Here is a 16,798-nt window from a genome sequence, read left to right on the forward strand (position 1 = left end):
TGCTTAGCGCAGCACCAGCACCGGAATGTGCGAGTGCGTCAGCACATGCTGCGTTTCGCTGCCCAGCAGCAGGCGCTTGAGGCCCTTGCGGCCGTGCGAGGCCATTACGATCAGGTCGCACTTGTGCTTCTTGGCGGCGGAGATGATGGCCTCGGCCACCAGGTCCGACTTGGCAATGATGGGCTTGACGGCGATCCCCTGCGCGTCGCCCTGGGCCTTGACGCCGTCCACCATCGCCTGGGCGGCGCTGCCCCACTGCGACTCGATGCGCTTGACGTCATTGGCGTCCACCGGCATGCCGCCTTCGAAATAGCTGCGGGGATAGCGCGGCACCACCTTCAGGGCCACCACGCTGGCGCCGGTGAGGGTGGCGATGGAGAGCCCGTGCTCCACCGCCTTGTCCGAAAGAGGGGAGCCGTCTGTTGCAATCAGGATGCGTTTGTACATAAAAAGGTCCTCCAAGTGATGCAACAAGCTTAGGATGAATCATGTCCACGGACTTGATGCAGGTCAATGTGCATGTCATGTCGCAAAGATAGGCTTGAACCATGTCAATGTTTCGACCCGATCAGCCGGTAGCGCCGTCGGCGCCTGCCGCGGGAGCGGCTGCGCTGGTGGCGCCGGCCGCCCAGGCCGCGCTGCTGGATGATCCGCAGGAATGGTCGGCATTCGGCCGTCCCCGCGACGCGGCGGGCGCGGCACCCGCAGACCCCGCCGCCTGCACCTGGGATTCGCAGGTAGTGCTGGAGGGCATGCATTGCGCGGCCTGCGCCCTGACGATCGAAGACGCGCTGCGCAGCGTGCCCGGCGTGCGGCAGGCCGATGTGAGCGCGGCCACCCGCCGTGCCCGCGTGGTGTGGGACCCCGCCCAGGTGCGCCCGTCGCAATGGATCGAGGCCGTGCAGAAAGCCGGCTACCGCGCGATGCCTGCCATGGACGCCTTTGCCCGCGAGCAGCGCCTGAAGGAAAGCCGGCGCGCCCTGTGGCGCTGGCTGGTGGCGGGCTTTTGCATGATGCAGGTGATGATGTACGCATGGCCCGCCTACGTGGCGCAGCCGGGCGACCTGACGCCCGAGATGGAGCGGCTGCTGCGCTGGGCGTCTTGGGTCATCACGCTGCCGATGGTGGTGTTTTCCTGCGGACCGTTCTTTGCCAGCGCGCTGCGGGATATCCGCCAGCGCCGGGTGAGCATGGATCTGCCGGTGGCGCTGGGCATGGCCATCACCTTCGTGGTGAGCACTGCAGGCACCTTCGATCCCTCAGGCATCTTCGGGCGGGAGGTCTACTACGACTCGCTCACCATGTTCGTCTTCTTCCTTCTGACGGGCCGCTGGCTGGAGCTGCGGCTGCGCGACCGCACGGCCGGGGCGCTGGAGGCCGTGATGAACCGCCTGCCTGACAGCGTGGAGCGGCGCACGCCCGCAGGGGACTTCGAGCGCGTGGCCACGCGGCGCCTGGCGGTGGGGGACACCATTCGCGTGCTGCCGGGCGAGGCGTTTCCTGCCGACGGTCGCATCCTGCGCGGCAACACCCACGCCGACGAATCGCTGCTCACCGGCGAGTCCACGCCGGTGGCGCGTGGCGAAGGCAGCCTGGTCACGGCGGGCAGCTACAACCTGCAGGCTCCGGTGGAGGTGCTGGTCGAGGGCCTCGGGGCGCAGACGCGCTTTGCGCACATCGTGGCGCTCATGGAGAGCGCATCCCTGCAAAAGCCCCGCCTGGCCCAGCTGGCCGACCGCATCGCCCGCCCGTTCCTGGTGGCGGTGCTGGTGGCGGCACTGCTGGCGGCGGTGTACTGGTGGCCCTCCGATCCGGGGCGCGCACTGATGGTGGCCGTGGCGGTGCTGATCGTGACCTGTCCTTGCGCGCTGTCGCTGGCAACGCCCGTGGCCATGCTCACGGCCGCCGGCACCCTGGCGCGGCACGGTGTGCTGGTGCGCAATCTGCAGGGCCTGGAGGCCCTTGCGCAGGTGGATACCGTGGTGTTCGACAAGACCGGCACGCTCACGCGGGATGGCATGGCGCTGCGGGCGGTCCATCCTGCAGCGGGCTGGGATGGTGCGCAGGCGCTGGGGCTGGCCGCCGTGCTGGCCGGCCATTCCATGCATCCTGCCTCGCGCGCGGTGGCTGCCAGCGTCGCGGCGGACGCTGCCCAGGCCGCGCGTGCCGAGCGCTGGCGGGTCGCCGACCTGCGCGAAGAAGCCGGGTTCGGCCTGGTGGCCACGGTACAGGACCGCCAGGCCCGCGATGCGCTGCCGCGGCAGTTCCGCCTGGGGTCCGCGGCGCATGCCGGCGTGCCAGTCCACGGCGCGGGGCAGGGCCTGCAGGTCGTGCTGTCGGAGCAGGGGGCGGACGGTGCGGTGTCCGAGGTCGCCCGCTTCGATCTGGTGGAAGACCTGCGCGCGGAGGCGCCCGGGGTGGTGGCCTCGTTGCAGCAGGCAGGCATGGCGGTGCGGCTGCTTTCGGGGGACCGGCAGCAAGCCGTGCAGCGCGTGGCCGCCCAGGCGGGCATCGGCCTCGCGGTGGGCGAGTGCACCCCGCAGGACAAGCTGGCCGCGTTGCGCGCGCTGCAAGCGGAGGGGCATTGTGTCGCCATGGTGGGCGACGGCCTCAACGACGGACCAGTGCTCGCGGGTGCCCATGTGTCGTTTGCGTTCGGGCGGGCCGTTCCCCTGGCGCAATCGCGGGCGGATTTCGTGGTGCTGGCAGACAACCTGGCGCTGGTTCCCCAGACCGCCTTGCTGGCGCGCGCCACGTTGGGCGTGGTGCGCCAGAACCTCTGGTGGGCTGCGGGCTACAACGCCCTGTCCGTGCCCTTGGCGGTGGTGGGCTGGATGCCCGCCTGGCTGGCCGGATTGGGCATGGCGCTGAGTTCCCTGCTGGTGGTGCTCAATGCGGCACGGCTGGCCCGGGGCCTGCCGGGCGATCCCCAGGGTGGGCAGGCTGAGCCTGCCCCCGGGGCTCTGCAGGCCGCGAACATTTCAAAGACTACTCTGGAGACCGCCTGATGGACATTCTTTATCTGCTGATTCCGCTGTCCGTGGTGCTGGTGCTGATGATCTTGGCCGGGCTGTGGTGGGCGGTCTACCACGGCCAGTTCGAGAGCGTGGAGCAAGAGGGGGAGCGGATTCTCCGAGACGGTTGACATGTGTCAATGCCCCAAAAGGCTGACTACAACAAACTCTTACTGCATTAAAAAAGAGGTGCCCGATGGATTCTTCAAAAACTAATGCTGCACACTACAACGACACCGTAGTGCGGCAGTTTTCTATCTTGGCCGTGGTCGTGGGGGTGGTCGGCATGCTGGTGGGCGTTATCGTCGCCGCCCAGCTCGCCTGGCCGGAACTCAACTTAGGCATTCCCTGGCTAAGCTACGGCCGCTTGCGACCGTTGCACACCAACGCGGTGATCTTCGGGTTCGGCGGCAGCGCGCTGTTCGCCACCAGCTACTACGTGGTGCAGCGCACCTGCCAGGTCCGCCTGTTTGGCGGACCCTTGGCCTCGTTCACCTTCTGGGGCTGGCTGCTGGTCATCGCCGCGGCCGTGGTGAGCCTGCCGCTGGGTTACACCCAGGGCAAGGAATACGCCGAACTGGAGTGGCCCATCGACATCCTGATCACCCTGGTGTGGGTGGCCTATGCCGTCGTGTTCTTCGGAACGATCGGCGTGCGCAAGGTCAAGCACATCTACGTGGCCAACTGGTTCTTCGGCGCCTTCATCCTGGCTGTGGCCCTGCTGCACGTGGTCAATAGCGCTGCGATTCCGGCCGGCTACATGAAGAGCTACTCGGCCTACGCAGGTGTGCAGGACGCCATGGTGCAATGGTGGTATGGCCACAATGCCGTGGGCTTCTTCCTGACCGCAGGCTTCCTGGGCATGATGTACTACTTCATCCCCAAGCAGGCCGGCCGCCCCGTGTACTCGTATCGCCTGTCGATCGTGCACTTCTGGGCCCTGATCTTCACCTACATGTGGGCGGGTCCTCACCATCTGCACTACACCGCGCTGCCTGACTGGACGCAATCGGTGGGCATGGTGTTCTCCCTGATCCTGCTGGCTCCCAGCTGGGGCGGCATGATCAACGGGATCATGACCCTGTCGGGCGCATGGCACAAGCTGCGTGACGACCCCATCCTGCGTTTCCTGATCGTGTCCCTGTCGTTCTACGGCATGTCCACGTTCGAGGGCCCGATGATGTCCATCAAGACCGTCAACGCCCTGAGCCACTACACCGACTGGACTGTGGGCCACGTGCACTCCGGTGCCCTGGGTTGGGTGGGCCTGATCTCCATGGGTTCGCTGTACTACCTGGTTCCCCGCCTCTTCGGCCGCGACAAGATGCATTCCGTCAAGGCGATTGAGCTGCACTTCTGGATGGCCACGATCGGTATCGTGCTGTACATCGCCGCCATGTGGATTGCCGGGGTGATGCAAGGCCTGATGTGGCGCGCGATCAATCCCGACGGCACGCTCACCTACACCTTCGTGGAAAGCGTGAAGGCGACCTATCCGTTCTACGTGATCCGTGTGTGCGGCGGCTTGCTGTACCTGGGCGGCATGATCGTCATGGCCTGGAACGTGTGGATGACTGCGATCTCGGGTCGCTCGGTCAAGGTGGCTATCCCCGCCGTGAATGCGGCCCACGCCTGAGCCCGAAGGAGATTTATTCATGTCTAACAACAACGCATCTGCTTCGACCGGCTTCTCCCACGAAAAGGTGGAAACCAACAACTTTCTGATGATCGTGCTGATCCTGCTGGTGATCGCCATTGGCGGCCTGGTCGAGATCGTGCCGCTGTTCTTCCAGAAGTCCACCACGGAAGCCGTCAAGGGGGTCGAGCCCTACACGGCCCTTCAGCTGGCAGGCCGCGACATCTACACCCGCGAAGGCTGCTACAACTGCCACTCGCAGATGATTCGCCCCTTCCGCGCGGAAACGCTGCGGTATGGCCACTATTCGGTGGCGGGCGAGTTCGTCTATGACCATCCCTTCCAGTGGGGCAGCAAGCGCACCGGGCCGGACCTGCAGCGCGTGGGCGGCAAGTACAGCGATGAATGGCATCGCATTCACTTGAACAACCCGCGTGACGTGGTGCCTGAGTCCAACATGCCCGCCTATCCATGGCTGGAAAAGAGCCCGGTGGACGCCAGCGTGCTGCCGGCCCACATGAAGGCCCTGCGCACTGTGGGCGTGCCTTACACGGATGCGCAGATCGCGGCGTCTGTCGACGAGGTGAAGGGCAAGACCGAGCTGGAAGCCCTGGTGGCTTACCTGCAAGTGCTGGGCCGTGCGCTCAAGTAAAGGAGATTCGCCATGGATATCACCACCATGCGCATCGGCGCCACGCTGGCATCGATGGCCTGCTTTATCGGCATCTGGGTGTGGGCCTACCAGGGCCGCAACAAGAACCGCTTTGACGAAGCTGCCCAGTTGCCCTTCGAGCAAGATTGACCTTTACCAGAACGAGAACACCCCATGAGTGACTTCACTAGCAATTTCTGGTCGGTCTTTGTGACCACGCTGACCCTGGTCGGCATCATCGGCTGCGCGATCCTGCTGTGGATGGCAGGGCGCAAGAAGGTGATGGCCACGTCCGACAACACTACCGGCCACGTCTGGGACGAAGATCTGGTCGAGATGAACAACCCTCTGCCACGGTGGTGGGTGTGGCTGTTCGTCATCACCATTGTCTTCGGCCTGGGCTACCTGGCCGCCTACCCCGGCCTGGGTGCGTTCACCGGCAAGCTCAGCTGGACCCAAAAGGGCCAGTACGACGCTGAAATGGCCAAGGCCAAGACGGAACTCGAGCCCCTGTATGCCCGCTTTGCGTCGATGAAGCCGGAAGACATGGCCAGGGACCCGCAAGCCAAGGCCATCGGCGAGCGCCTGTTCATGAACAACTGCGCGCAGTGCCATGGCTCGGATGCCCGCGGCAGCAAGGGGTTTCCCAACCTGACGGACAATGACTGGCTGCATGGCGGCGCACCTGAGAAGATCCGTGAAACGATCGAGAAGGGCCGCATCGGCAACATGCCTCCCATGGTCGCGGCAGTCGGCTCTGCAGAAGATGTTCGCAACCTTGCGCACTACGTGCTGAGCCTGTCCGGCAGCCCGCACGATTCGCTGCGTGCGTCGCTGGGCAAGCCCAAGTTCGCTGCCTGCGCTGCCTGTCACGGCATGGATGGCAAGGGGAACCAGGCACTGGGCGCGCCCAACCTGACCGACGACATCTGGCTGCATGGCTGGGGTGAGGCCGCAGTGGCCGCCATGGTCAACAACGGCAAGGTGAACCAGATGCCGGCACAGGCCGAGAAGCTGACAGAGGCGCAGATCAGTGTGCTGGCGGCTTACGTGTGGGGCTTGTCGAACGTCAAGTGACGGCATTCCTCTGAGCACCAAGGCGGCGCCCGGCGCCGCCTTGGTGCTTGGAACCTGCTCACAAAACCCGTCAGGCCCCATCCTGGCATTTGCCCGACGGGTTTTGTGAGCTGGCTCTGGACTAGGAGTCGGCATTGCTAGTCTTCAAGGGATTGAGAAAACCATGAACCCCCCCAGCGAGCCAGCGCGCAAGGTCATCCCGATAGCCCCGGCGGCCCCGGACGCGTCAGCCAACACCGAGATCGTCTCCCTGTACGAGGCGCAAAAGAAGGTGTACCCCCGGTCCATCAGCGGGCTGTTTGCGCGGTGGCGCTGGGCCATGGTGTTTTTGACGCAGTTGGTCTTCTACGGCCTGCCCTGGTTTGAGTGGGGACAGCGCCAGATGGTCTTGTTCGACCTGGGCGCGCGGCGGTTCTACATCTTCGGGCTGGTGCTGTACCCGCAGGACTTCATCTACCTCACGGGCCTGCTGATCATTTCCGCGCTCTCGCTGTTCCTTTTCACGGCTGTGGCGGGGCGCCTGTGGTGCGGCTTTGCGTGCCCGCAAACGGTCTACACCGAGATCTTCATGTGGATCGAGCACAAGATCGAAGGGGATCGCAGTGCGCGGATGCGGCTGGACAATGGTCCCTGGACGTTCGAGAAGATCCGCAAGAAATTCCTCAAGCAGCTGGTCTGGATTGTGGTCGCTGCCTGGACGGGTTTCACCTTTGTGGGCTATTTCGTTCCTATCCGCCAGCTGGGCGCAGAACTGCTGGCATTGCAGGGCAGCTGGCAGATATTCTGGGTGCTGTTCTACGGTTTTGCCACCTATGGCAACGCCGGCTACATGCGCGAGCAGGTCTGCAAGTACATGTGCCCTTACGCCCGGTTCCAGAGCGCCATGTTCGACAAGGACACGCTCATCGTCAGTTATGACGTCCAGCGCGGCGAACCCCGCGGCCCTCGCAACAAAACGGTGGATTACAAGGCCAAGGGGCTTGGCGATTGCATCGACTGCACCCTGTGCGTGCAGGTCTGCCCGGTGGGTATCGACATTCGCAAAGGGCTGCAGTACGAGTGCATCGGCTGCGGGCTGTGCGTGGATGCCTGCAACACCGTGATGGACAAGATGCACTACCCCAAGGGGCTGATCCGCTTCTCGACCCAGAACGGTGTGGCCAACCGCTGGAGCCAGTCGCAAATATTCCGGCGCGTGCTGCGGCCGCGCGTACTGATCTACAGCGCGGTGCTCGCGACCCTGTGCATCGGAATGTTGGTGAGCCTGGTCAACCGCACGCCGCTGAAGGTGGACGTGGTGCGTGATCGCGCCGCACTGTCTCGCATCGTGGCGGGAGGCAAGCTGGAGAACATCTACCGTCTGCAAATCATGAATGCCACCGAAGGCCCACAGCGGTACCGCATCGCGGCGCGCGGCATCGAGGGCCTGGAGGTCGCTTCCGAGCCAGAAGTCGAGATCGGGCCTGCCGAGTCCCGCTGGGTCGCCGTGCGCCTTCAGGTGCCCTATGGCTCTGTGCCCCCAGGATCGCACGCCGTGCATTTCGACATCCAGGCCCTGGGTGCTGCAGACCACGTGTCGGAAAAGTCGGTCTTCCTGGTGCCGCGGTAGCGCACGCAGGCATACTGGTGCAAGGCGCTTGGTGCCTTGCACAGAACATTTCAATCTTGAAGGAGTGAGCCCATGTCTACCAGCACCGCACTTGGCGCTGCCGCACCCGCCACAGCACCGTGGTGGAAGTTTGGCCATGTCTGGCTGATCATTGCCGGCCCCGTCATCGTGATCATTGCCGGCTTCGTCACACTATGGCTTGCGCTGTCGCGTCCTGATCCCGTGGTGGCGGAAGACTATTACCGCCAAGGGGTGGAGATCAACAAGACGCTGTCCGAACCCAGCAAGAGCCTGGCTCCCGCCATGAAGGCCCGCAACCACGCAGCCACGCCTGTGCAGGACCAGCCTCGCTGAATTACACTGGCCTGGCGACTGGCTGCTTGTGCGTTTTTGCAGGAGACAAACCAATGTGGACGCAACGCCTGATGTGGATTGCCTGGCCCGCCTTTCTTATGGCGGCGGTGATGGAAATGCTGGTTTTTGCGCTGGTGGATCCGCAGGATCTGCACTGGTTCGGACAACCGCTGGCGCTCTCGCGGGAAGGGGTCTATACCCTGGCGTTTTTTGCGTTCTGGGGAATTGCCATGGTGTCCAGCGCGCTGACCACCCTGCTGGCGATGTCGCCTTTCGAACTCAATCGCTGCCCGGTGCCCGAGGGCGACCGTCCAGACGATTGCCGCAAAACGCCTTCCTGCCCCTGAGCGGGCGGGTGGGGTTACCGCCCCGCAGCTCCGTCAAAAAGACGGTGTGGCGCGGTGGATGCGCCTGGGATTGCAACGGCCAGTTGTGCCGCGCGATTTGGTCGCGCTGACTGCAGTGCCGCTAACGTGTCAGTGGCAGGCTTGCTGGTTGTTCACGATGCGCCTGAGCGCGTCGGTATTGAGGATGCGCACATGGCGCTGCTTGACCTCGACAGTCCCTTCTTCCACGAACTTTGAGAACGTGCGGCTCACCGTCTCCAGCTTGAGGCCCAGGTAGCTGCCGATCTCTTCCCGCGTCATGCGCAGCACTAGCTCGGACTGGGAAAAGCCACGGGCGTGCAGCCGCTGCACGAGGTTGAGAAGAAAGGCCGCCAGGCGTTCTTCGGCGCGCATGCTGCCCAGCAGCAGCATCACGCCGTGTTCGCGAACGATCTCTCGGCTCATGATCTTGTGCACGTGGTGCTGCAGGGCCGTGACCTCGCGGGAGAGTTCCTCGATGCGGTCAAACGGCATCACGCACACCTCGGCGTCTTCCAGTGCGACAGCGTCGCAGGTGTGGTGGTCATTGACAATCCCATCCAGGCCAATGATCTCGCCCGCCATCTGAAAGCCCGTCACCTGGTCGCGGCCATCTTCCGTCGCCACGCATGTCTTGAAGAAGCCTGTGCGGATCGCATAGAGCGAGGTAAACGACTCGCCGTTGCGGAACAGGGTGCCCCCGCGTTTCACCTTGCGCCGCACGGCAACCACTTCATCAATTCGCTGCAGTTGGTCCTCGCTCAATCCGACCGGCATGCACAGCTCGCGCAGGTTGCAGTTGGAGCAGGCGACTTTGATGGTGAGCGGATTCATAGACACAGGTGCTGATAAGAGTTTCGAGCATATCGTCGCGCATGCCCACGGGTGGTTCCAGAGGCCCTGGTAGCGACTGACATGCATCAAATTGTCGCTGTTCGCGTTATGTCATTGCTTGATTCAGGTCAAGGACGCTGGGTGCAGCTTACGGCACAGTGAAAAGGTACGCAAGGAATTTGCCCATGACCGCTGTTTCGCCCGACCTTCTGCGCCGTTTTGACGTGCCAGGGCCCCGCTATACCTCTTATCCAACGGCTGACCGCTTCGTGGAAGCTTTCGGACAGGACGACTACGCCCTCGCGCTGGAGCAACGGCGTCTGGGCTCCATGACGAAAGCGCTGCCGCTGTCGCTGTATGTGCACATACCGTTTTGCGAGTCGCTATGCTACTACTGCGCTTGTAACAAGATCATCACCAAACACCATGACAGGGCCGAGGTCTATCTCCGGTACCTGAGCCGCGAGGTGGATCTGCACACGGCCCGCTGCGGTACCGGCCAGGTGGTGAGCCAGCTGCACCTGGGCGGTGGCACGCCCACGTTCCTGTCGGATGATGGCCTGCGGGAACTGATGGCGATGCTCAAGCGGAGCTTCTCGCTGGCGCCCGGGGGGGAGTATTCGATCGAGGTCGATCCCCGTACCGTGGACGCGCAGCGGCTTGCCCTGCTGGCCGAGCTGGGCTTCAACCGGCTGAGTTTCGGTGTGCAGGATTTCGATCCCGAGGTGCAGAAGGCCGTGCACCGCATCCAGCCTGCCGAGCAGGTGTTCTCACTGGTCGAGTCGGCGCGGTCGCTGGGATTCGAGTCCGTCAACGTCGATCTGATCTACGGCTTGCCGCGCCAGACCCCCGAGTCGTTTGACCGCACGCTGGCCCAGGTCGCGCAACTGCGTCCGGACCGCATCGCCCTGTATGCCTACGCCCATCTGCCGGAGCGCTTCAAGCCCCAGCGGCGCATCGTCTCCGCCGAGCTGCCCACTGCCGCGGGGAAGGTCTCCATGCTGTCCCGCTCGCTGGATGCTTTCATGGACGCGGGCTACGTTTATGTGGGAATGGACCACTTTGCGCTGCCGGAAGATGCGCTGGCTGTTGCCAAGCGGCAGGGCCGCCTGCACCGCAACTTCCAGGGGTACAGCACCCAGCCCGACTGCGATCTGATCGGGTTGGGCGTGTCGGCCATCGGCCGGGTCGGCGCCACCTACAGCCAGAATGCCAAGACGCTCGACGAGTATTACGACCTGCTCAACCAAGGGCGCCTCCCCGTGGTTCGCGGACTGGCGCTCACCCGCGATGATCTGGTGCGGCGTGCGGTCATCATGGCATTGATGTGCCAGGGCGAGTTGCTGTTCGAACCCATGGAACAGGCGTGGCTCATCGATTTCCGCAGCTACTTCGGCCCCGAGCTGACGCAGTTGGAAACCATGGCCGAACAGGGGCTGGTGGCCATGCGCCCTGATGGGATCGAGGTGACGGCCATGGGCTGGTTCTTTGTGCGGGGGATCGCCATGGTGTTTGACCGCTATCTGCAGGCCGACCGCAACCGCGCCCGTTTTTCCCGCATCATCTGAGCCCCATGAACGCTACGACTGCCACCACCGCCCTGCTGATGGGACTCGTGGGCGGGTCCCACTGCCTGGCCATGTGTTCCGCACCCTGTGGTGCGTTGGTCGGGCAGGGCGGTGGGCATGCGTCCAGTGGGGAGGTGGGGGAGCAGCCCATCCAGTGGGTACCGCAGGGCGGCGTGGTCCGCCGCGGCATTGCGTTTCACCTGGGCCGCCTGGCGGGGTACGGCGCTGCTGGTGGGCTCGCGGCCCTGGCCATGGACAGCCTGGCGTGGCTGACGCAGCAGACGGTGGCATTGCGCCCGGCGTGGACGCTGTTGCACGTGGCGGTCATGGCGTGGGGGTTGATGATGATGATCCAGGCCCGCCAACCGCAGTGGGTGGAGCAGGCCGGGCGTTCGGTATGGAGCCGGGTCCGGCCCTGGGTGCGCGCACCCGGCGGCGTGCTCGCGGCAGGGTTCCTGTGGGCCTTGATGCCCTGCGGGCTGCTGTATTCGGCGCTGCTCGTGGCCGCCCTGAGCGGCGGAGCGCTGGAGGGGGCGCTGACCATGGCGCTGTTTGGCGTTGGCAGCGGCGTCTGGCTCGTGGGCGGCCCGTGGGTCTGGGGAAAGCTCAAGGCGCGCCTCAATGCCTCTCGCGCCGATTGGGGAACCCGTGTGGCGGGTGGCTTGCTCTGCGCCGTGGCGGGTTGGGCGCTGTGGATGGATTTGATCTACAAGCCCTCCCTCTGGTGTCGGTAGTCAGCTTGCTGCAAGGCCCCCACGGCCGCACCGAAGCCCCCGCCTTCCTGTGAAATCCGGCCCCGTGGCGCAGCGCACCCGGCATGGCGCCCGCAGGGTCTGTTGCCGGGTTGCCTCAGGCGTGGCGAGTTGCTCTGGTGCCGACGTTGAAGTGGCGATAATGTGTGTAACTATTGGTGGCAGAAGCGTCGCCATGTTTCACACGCACGGACGTGAACTCCTCCATCCTCATTGACATCAGCCAACTGCGGGTCGGCATGTACATCCAGCTCGACGTGGGCTGGATGCACCATCCGTTTCCTGTCAGCAGTTTCCGCATCGCGTCGGCAGAGCAGATTGCCACGTTGCGCGGGCTCGGGCTGGCGGAGGTGCGTTATTTCCCCAAGAAGAGCGATCCGGGGCTGCAGGAAATCGTGCCCGCCGCATGGAATGTGGCGGACATGGCGGAGCCGGCCTCGGCCGGGAGCAATGAAGCCGCCGCGGCCCAGGCGACCGCAGCGGCCGATCCCGAAGCCCGGCGCAGGCGTGAATTGCTGGAGGCCCAGAACCGGGCGCTGGCCGTCTGCGATCAGCGATTCGGAGCGGCGACGCGGCAGTACCACGCGCTGGAGCGCACCGTTGTCGATCATCCCGACCAGGCGCGGGCGAGCGGCGATGCGCTGGTGGCGTCCTGCGTGGCCGAACTGCTCGAGAACGGGGACTCCGTCATCCGGCTGCTGTCCGAGGGGGTGGGCGAGTGCAGCGCCCTGCATCCCATCAACGTGCTGGTGATTTCGCTGCTTCTGGGGCGTGCGCTGGGCATGCAGAGCGCGGAACTGCAGGATCTGGGCGTTGCCGCCCTGCTGCACGACCTGGGCAAGCTGAAACTGCCGCCGAACCTGCGGCACCCCACCGTCTCCATGATCCCCATGGAGCGCACGCGCTACGAATCCCACGTGGCAGAGTCCGTGGCGCTGGGCACGCGCATGGGGTTGCCCGACCCGGTGCTCAAGGCCATTGCGCAGCACCATGAAATGGCCGACGGAAGCGGTTTCCCGCAGCGCCTGCAGGGGCCCGCCCTGTCGCGCGCAAGCCAGGTGTTGGCCCTGGTCAACCACTACGACCGCATGTGCAACCCCGCCAACGGCGTGGATGCGCTCACGCCGCACGAAGCCCTGTCGGTCATTTTTGCGCAGCTCAAGCCGCGGTTCGACTCCGTGGTGCTGGGGGCCTTCATCCGCATGATGGGGGTGTATCCACCGGGGTCTGTCGTCCAGCTGGTCAATGACCGGTACGCCATCGTGGCGTCGGTGAATTCGTCGCGCCCGCTGCGGCCGAAGGTCATCGTTCACGATTCGCGGGTTCCCAAGGAAGAGGCGCCGATCCTGGACCTGGAGACCGTGCCGGAACTCGGCATCCGGCGCAGCCTGAAGCCGGCGCAGCTACCGCGCGATGCGCTGGACTACCTGTCACCGCGGCGGCGCATCTGCTACTTTTTTGAGCGGGCAGTCCTCACCGGCTCGTCTGAGGGGCACCCGTGACGGCTTCGCAGGCCCCCGGTTGGCTGGATGGACTCCAGGAGGCCGTGTGGCTGGTGGATGAGGGCAGCCTGCGCATCCTGTACGCCAATGCCGCGGCGCAGGTGCTGTCGGGTTTGCCCGCTGCGGCCATGGCCGGGGCGTCGGTGCTCAGCTTGGCTGCGACCCCGCAGGACCACGCGTTCTGGGCCGAGCCGGCCGCGGTGATTGCGCAGGGCATTCACTCGCACACCTTGCTGTTGCGCGCCGATGGGTCGCTGCTGCCCGTGGATAGGCGGGTGGTGCGGGTGCCGATGGATGCATCTTCCGGCACCATGTTCATGCTGACCATGCTGGACCGCAGCGTCCAGGAAGCCACCGAGCGCGAACTCGAAACCCTGCTGTCGGAGTTGCGCGGCACGCTGGACTCCGCCGCCGATGGCATGCTCGTGTGCGGGCTGGACGGCAGTATCCGGGCCTTCAACCAACGCCTCGCCCAGCTGTGGGGGCTCCCGCAGGAATTGCTGGTGCAGCGGGACGATGCGGCCGTCTATGCGTACATGCGGTCGCAGGTGCAGGACGAGCGCGCCTACTCCGAGCGCCTGGCATCCCTGGCCCGCGAGCCCGCGCAAGAAAGCAACGATATCGTCGCCCTGCGCAACGGCACCGTGCTGGAACTGCGGACGGTGCCACAGTTCAGCCGTGGCGAGCCCGCGGGGCGGGTGTTCTCGTTCCGCGACATCACCCGCCAGGCCGAGATCCAGGCGAGCCTGCGGCTGGCCGCCCGCGTGTTCGAATCCAGCCTTGACGCGATTTTCATCGCCGACAGCCAGCACCGCATCCTGCGGATGAACCCGGGGTGCGAGCGGCTGGTCGGCCCCACGGCCAAGTCCTTCGAGGGGCGCATGGCGGCGTCGCTGTTCGGCGGCAACCTGGATGCAGCCTTCATGGAACAGGTTCTGGAAGGCTGGGCGCAGGAAGGGTTCTGGGAGGGAGAGCTGTGGCTTCCCCGGGACAACGGCGCGTACTGCGCGGTACAGCTGTCCTGGGTGGCGCTGCGTGACGACGAAGGCCGGCTGGTGCAGAGCATCGGCTTCATGCGCGACCTGACTCTGCAGCATGCCGCCCAGAAGCGCATCGAGGAGCTGGCCTACAGCGACGTGCTCACGGGCCTCCCCAACCGGCTGCTGCTGTCGCAGCGCGTGGACACAGCCATCCAGGGAGCGCGCCAGAGCGATACCGGCTTCGCCATCCTGTTCCTGGATCTCGACCGCTTCAAGATCATCAACGACTCCCTGGGCCACCCTTTCGGCGACCGCGTGCTGCAACTGGTGGCGGAGCGCCTGCAGGCGTGCCTGCGCCAGACCGACATGCTGTGCCGGCTCGGCGGCGATGAGTTCGTCATCTACCTGCACGGTGGCGGCGCGGAGGTTGCGGAAAGCGTGGCGCGGCGCATTCTCGACGACATGCTCAAGCCGTTCATGCTCGACGGCATGGGGTTTTCCATCCAGTGCAGCATCGGCATGTCCTTGTACCCGCAGGATGGCGCCACGCTGGACGAACTCATCAAGCAGGCTGACACCGCGATGTACCGCGTCAAGGAGCGTGGGCGGGGCAGCTACGGCTTCTACCAGCCGCAGATGAACGCCAATCTTCTGTCCCGCATGCAGATGGAGCATGCCATGCGCCAGGCCCTGGGACTGGGCCGCATGGCGGTTCATTACCAGCCCCAGGTCAACATGCTCACGGGCCGCATCACCGGGGCCGAGGCCCTGATCCGCTGGACCGACCCGGAGTTTGGCGCGGTGTCGCCGGGGCAGTTCATTCCGCTGGCCGAGGAGTCGGGCTATATCGTGACGCTCGGAGCCTGGGTGATGGAACAGGCCGTGCGCGAGGCGGCCGTGTGGATGCACGGCGGCACGCCCATCGTGATCTCGGTGAACGTGTCGGCGCTGGAGTTCCGTCAGCCCGACTTCGTGGACCGCATCACCCGCCTGCTTGCGGTGCACCAGCTGCCCCCCACGCTGCTGGAACTGGAGCTGACGGAAACCCTGCTGCTGCAGGACGCGCAGGAGATGGAGCAGCGCCTGCGGGTGCTGGCGGGCCTGGGCATCGGCCTGGCCATCGATGACTTCGGCACCGGGTACTCCAGCTTGGCCTATCTGAAGAAGCTGCCGCTGCACAAGCTCAAGATCGACCAGTCCTTCGTGCGGGGGCTGCCCGACGACGAGGGGGACCGCGCCATCGTGAGCGCGATCGTCAGCATGGGCCGCGCGCTGCACATCGAGGTGGTGGCGGAGGGGGTGGAGACGCCAACCCAGCAAGCCGTGCTGCAGCAGATGCACTGCGACCACTACCAGGGGTTCCTGTGCGCGCCGGGCCTGCCCGCGGATGCATTCCGCGCGCTGCTGGCGCAGCAGCCCCGCCCGGTGAAGGCCAAGGGGCGGCGCCGGCCCGTGCAGGGGTGAGGCCATCGCCGCAGCGGGTGCTGCGGCCCGGGCTCAGAGTGCCGCGAGGCCCTTCCAGAGCATGTACGCCGCCAGGCCGAACAACAGGGACGCGAACACCCGCTTGAGCTGCTTGACCGGCAGGCTGTGCGCAGCCTTCGCGCCCAGCGGGGCCGTGAGCACGCTGCAGGTGGCAATGACCGCCAGCGCCGGCAGCCACACATAGCCCAGAGACGCAGCCGGCAGGCCCTCGACATGCTGGCCGCCGACGACGTAGCCCACCACGTTGGCCAGCGCGATGGGAAAGCCCAGGGCTGCGCTGGTGGCCACCGCGTTGTGGATGGGAACATTGCACCAGGTCATGAAAGGCACGCTCACGAAGCCGCCGCCTGCGCCCACCAGCCCCGACAGAAATCCGATGACACCTCCGGCGGCCACTTGCCCGGCGCCGCCGGGCATCTGCCGGGTGGGCGCAGGCTTCTTGTCCAGGAACATCTGGAAGGCCGAAAAGCTCACGAACAGGGCGAAGAAGATCGCCAGGAACGAGCCCTTCAGCAGCGCAAACACGCCCAGGCTGGCGACAAACCCGCCCAGCACGATGCCGGGGGCAAGGCGTTTCACGATGTCCCACCGCACCGCGCCGCGCCGGTGGTGCGCGCGCACGCTGGAGATGGAGGTGAACATGATCGTGGCCATGGAGGTGGCGATGGCCATCTTCACGGCCAGGTCGGGGGCCACCTGCCGCGCGCCCAGGATGTAGGTGATGAACGGCACCAGCAGCATGCCGCCGCCGATGCCCAGCAGGCCCGCGAGAAAGCCTGTGGCCAGGCCCAGTGCGCCAAGTTCAATGATCAGAAAGGGGTCCAGCATGGGGCAACAACGGGCAAGGCCTGCGAGAGTGCGGATCGGCTGCCGCCCGCTGTCCGGGCCGGGCCATATGGCGGTCCGGGCAGCTGCGGCGGCAGGGAAAGGAAGAGGGTGTCTGCGAATGCCACCGAGCCGTCATCCTGAA

Annotated in this window: 16 protein-coding genes; 13 read left to right on the top strand and 3 right to left on the bottom strand. The window is 65.4% G+C overall.

Annotated features, from left to right (window positions below):
* Positions 1-3: 3 nt before the first annotated feature.
* Positions 4-447, bottom strand: a complete 444-nt coding sequence (locus tag ACOYR3_RS09615; protein ID WP_422846211.1) for a universal stress protein — start codon at positions 445-447, stop codon at positions 4-6.
* Positions 448-554: 107 nt separating this feature from the next.
* On the opposite strand from ACOYR3_RS09615, the gene ACOYR3_RS09620 reads away from it, so the two are divergent.
* The 9 genes from ACOYR3_RS09620 to ACOYR3_RS09660 all read left to right on the top strand — a co-directional run bounded on the left by ACOYR3_RS09620 (position 555) and on the right by ACOYR3_RS09660 (position 8,689).
* A complete protein-coding gene (locus ACOYR3_RS09620) occupies positions 555-3,008 on the top strand; it encodes a heavy metal translocating P-type ATPase (RefSeq protein WP_422846561.1) in 2,454 nt (817 codons plus the stop codon).
* A complete protein-coding gene (ccoS, locus tag ACOYR3_RS09625) occupies positions 3,008-3,145 on the top strand; it encodes a cbb3-type cytochrome oxidase assembly protein CcoS (protein ID WP_008906189.1) in 138 nt (45 codons plus the stop codon). Before ACOYR3_RS09620 ends, ccoS begins: the two co-directional genes overlap by 1 nt.
* A gap of 65 nt (positions 3,146-3,210) precedes the next feature.
* Positions 3,211-4,650 carry a cytochrome-c oxidase, cbb3-type subunit I gene (gene ccoN, locus ACOYR3_RS09630; protein WP_422846212.1) on the top strand — a complete coding sequence of 480 codons (1,440 nt, stop codon included), beginning with the start codon at positions 3,211-3,213 and terminating at the stop codon, positions 4,648-4,650.
* Between the two features lie 19 nt (positions 4,651-4,669).
* Positions 4,670-5,302, top strand: a complete 633-nt coding sequence (gene ccoO / locus ACOYR3_RS09635) for a cytochrome-c oxidase, cbb3-type subunit II (RefSeq protein WP_422846213.1) — start codon at positions 4,670-4,672, stop codon at positions 5,300-5,302.
* A 12-nt stretch (positions 5,303-5,314) separates the two neighbouring features.
* Entirely contained in the window at positions 5,315-5,452 is a 138-nt protein-coding gene (locus ACOYR3_RS09640) for a cbb3-type cytochrome oxidase subunit 3 (protein ID WP_422846214.1), read from the top strand.
* A gap of 24 nt (positions 5,453-5,476) precedes the next feature.
* Positions 5,477-6,379 carry a cytochrome-c oxidase, cbb3-type subunit III gene (gene ccoP, locus ACOYR3_RS09645; RefSeq protein ID WP_422846215.1) on the top strand — a complete coding sequence of 301 codons (903 nt, stop codon included), beginning with the start codon at positions 5,477-5,479 and terminating at the stop codon, positions 6,377-6,379.
* A 163-nt stretch (positions 6,380-6,542) separates the two neighbouring features.
* Positions 6,543-7,988, top strand: a complete 1,446-nt coding sequence (gene ccoG / locus ACOYR3_RS09650) for a cytochrome c oxidase accessory protein CcoG (protein ID WP_422846216.1) — start codon at positions 6,543-6,545, stop codon at positions 7,986-7,988.
* Between the two features lie 72 nt (positions 7,989-8,060).
* Complete coding sequence (locus tag ACOYR3_RS09655; protein WP_422846217.1) at positions 8,061-8,342, top strand: FixH family protein; 282 nt, start codon at positions 8,061-8,063, stop codon at positions 8,340-8,342.
* 53 nt (positions 8,343-8,395) lie between these two features.
* A complete protein-coding gene (locus ACOYR3_RS09660; protein ID WP_291484159.1) occupies positions 8,396-8,689 on the top strand; it encodes a hypothetical protein in 294 nt (97 codons plus the stop codon).
* A gap of 129 nt (positions 8,690-8,818) precedes the next feature.
* Here the strand turns inward: ACOYR3_RS09660 and fnr are convergent, their stop codons facing one another.
* On the bottom strand, positions 8,819-9,541 hold the full coding sequence (gene fnr, locus ACOYR3_RS09665; RefSeq protein ID WP_422846218.1) for a fumarate/nitrate reduction transcriptional regulator Fnr: 723 nt from the start codon (positions 9,539-9,541) through the stop codon (positions 8,819-8,821).
* A gap of 185 nt (positions 9,542-9,726) precedes the next feature.
* Here fnr and hemN point away from each other — a divergent pair, with 185 nt between their 5' ends.
* The 4 genes from hemN to ACOYR3_RS09685 all read left to right on the top strand — a co-directional run bounded on the left by hemN (position 9,727) and on the right by ACOYR3_RS09685 (position 15,807).
* Positions 9,727-11,109, top strand: a complete 1,383-nt coding sequence (gene hemN / locus ACOYR3_RS09670; protein ID WP_422846219.1) for an oxygen-independent coproporphyrinogen III oxidase — start codon at positions 9,727-9,729, stop codon at positions 11,107-11,109.
* A gap of 5 nt (positions 11,110-11,114) precedes the next feature.
* Positions 11,115-11,843 carry a sulfite exporter TauE/SafE family protein gene (locus tag ACOYR3_RS09675; protein ID WP_422846220.1) on the top strand — a complete coding sequence of 243 codons (729 nt, stop codon included), beginning with the start codon at positions 11,115-11,117 and terminating at the stop codon, positions 11,841-11,843.
* Between the two features lie 212 nt (positions 11,844-12,055).
* Positions 12,056-13,363 carry an HD-GYP domain-containing protein gene (locus ACOYR3_RS09680; RefSeq protein ID WP_422846221.1) on the top strand — a complete coding sequence of 436 codons (1,308 nt, stop codon included), beginning with the start codon at positions 12,056-12,058 and terminating at the stop codon, positions 13,361-13,363.
* Positions 13,360-15,807, top strand: a complete 2,448-nt coding sequence (locus tag ACOYR3_RS09685) for an EAL domain-containing protein (protein ID WP_422846222.1) — start codon at positions 13,360-13,362, stop codon at positions 15,805-15,807. Before ACOYR3_RS09680 ends, ACOYR3_RS09685 begins: the two co-directional genes overlap by 4 nt.
* A 33-nt stretch (positions 15,808-15,840) precedes the next feature.
* Here ACOYR3_RS09685 and ACOYR3_RS09690 read toward each other — a convergent pair whose 3' ends face one another.
* On the bottom strand, positions 15,841-16,656 hold the full coding sequence (locus tag ACOYR3_RS09690) for a sulfite exporter TauE/SafE family protein (RefSeq protein WP_422846223.1): 816 nt from the start codon (positions 16,654-16,656) through the stop codon (positions 15,841-15,843).
* Positions 16,657-16,798 lie beyond the last annotated feature (142 nt).

The organism is Acidovorax sp. M2(2025), assembly GCF_049330835.1.
Classification (GTDB): Bacteria; Pseudomonadota; Gammaproteobacteria; order Burkholderiales; family Burkholderiaceae_C; genus Acidovorax.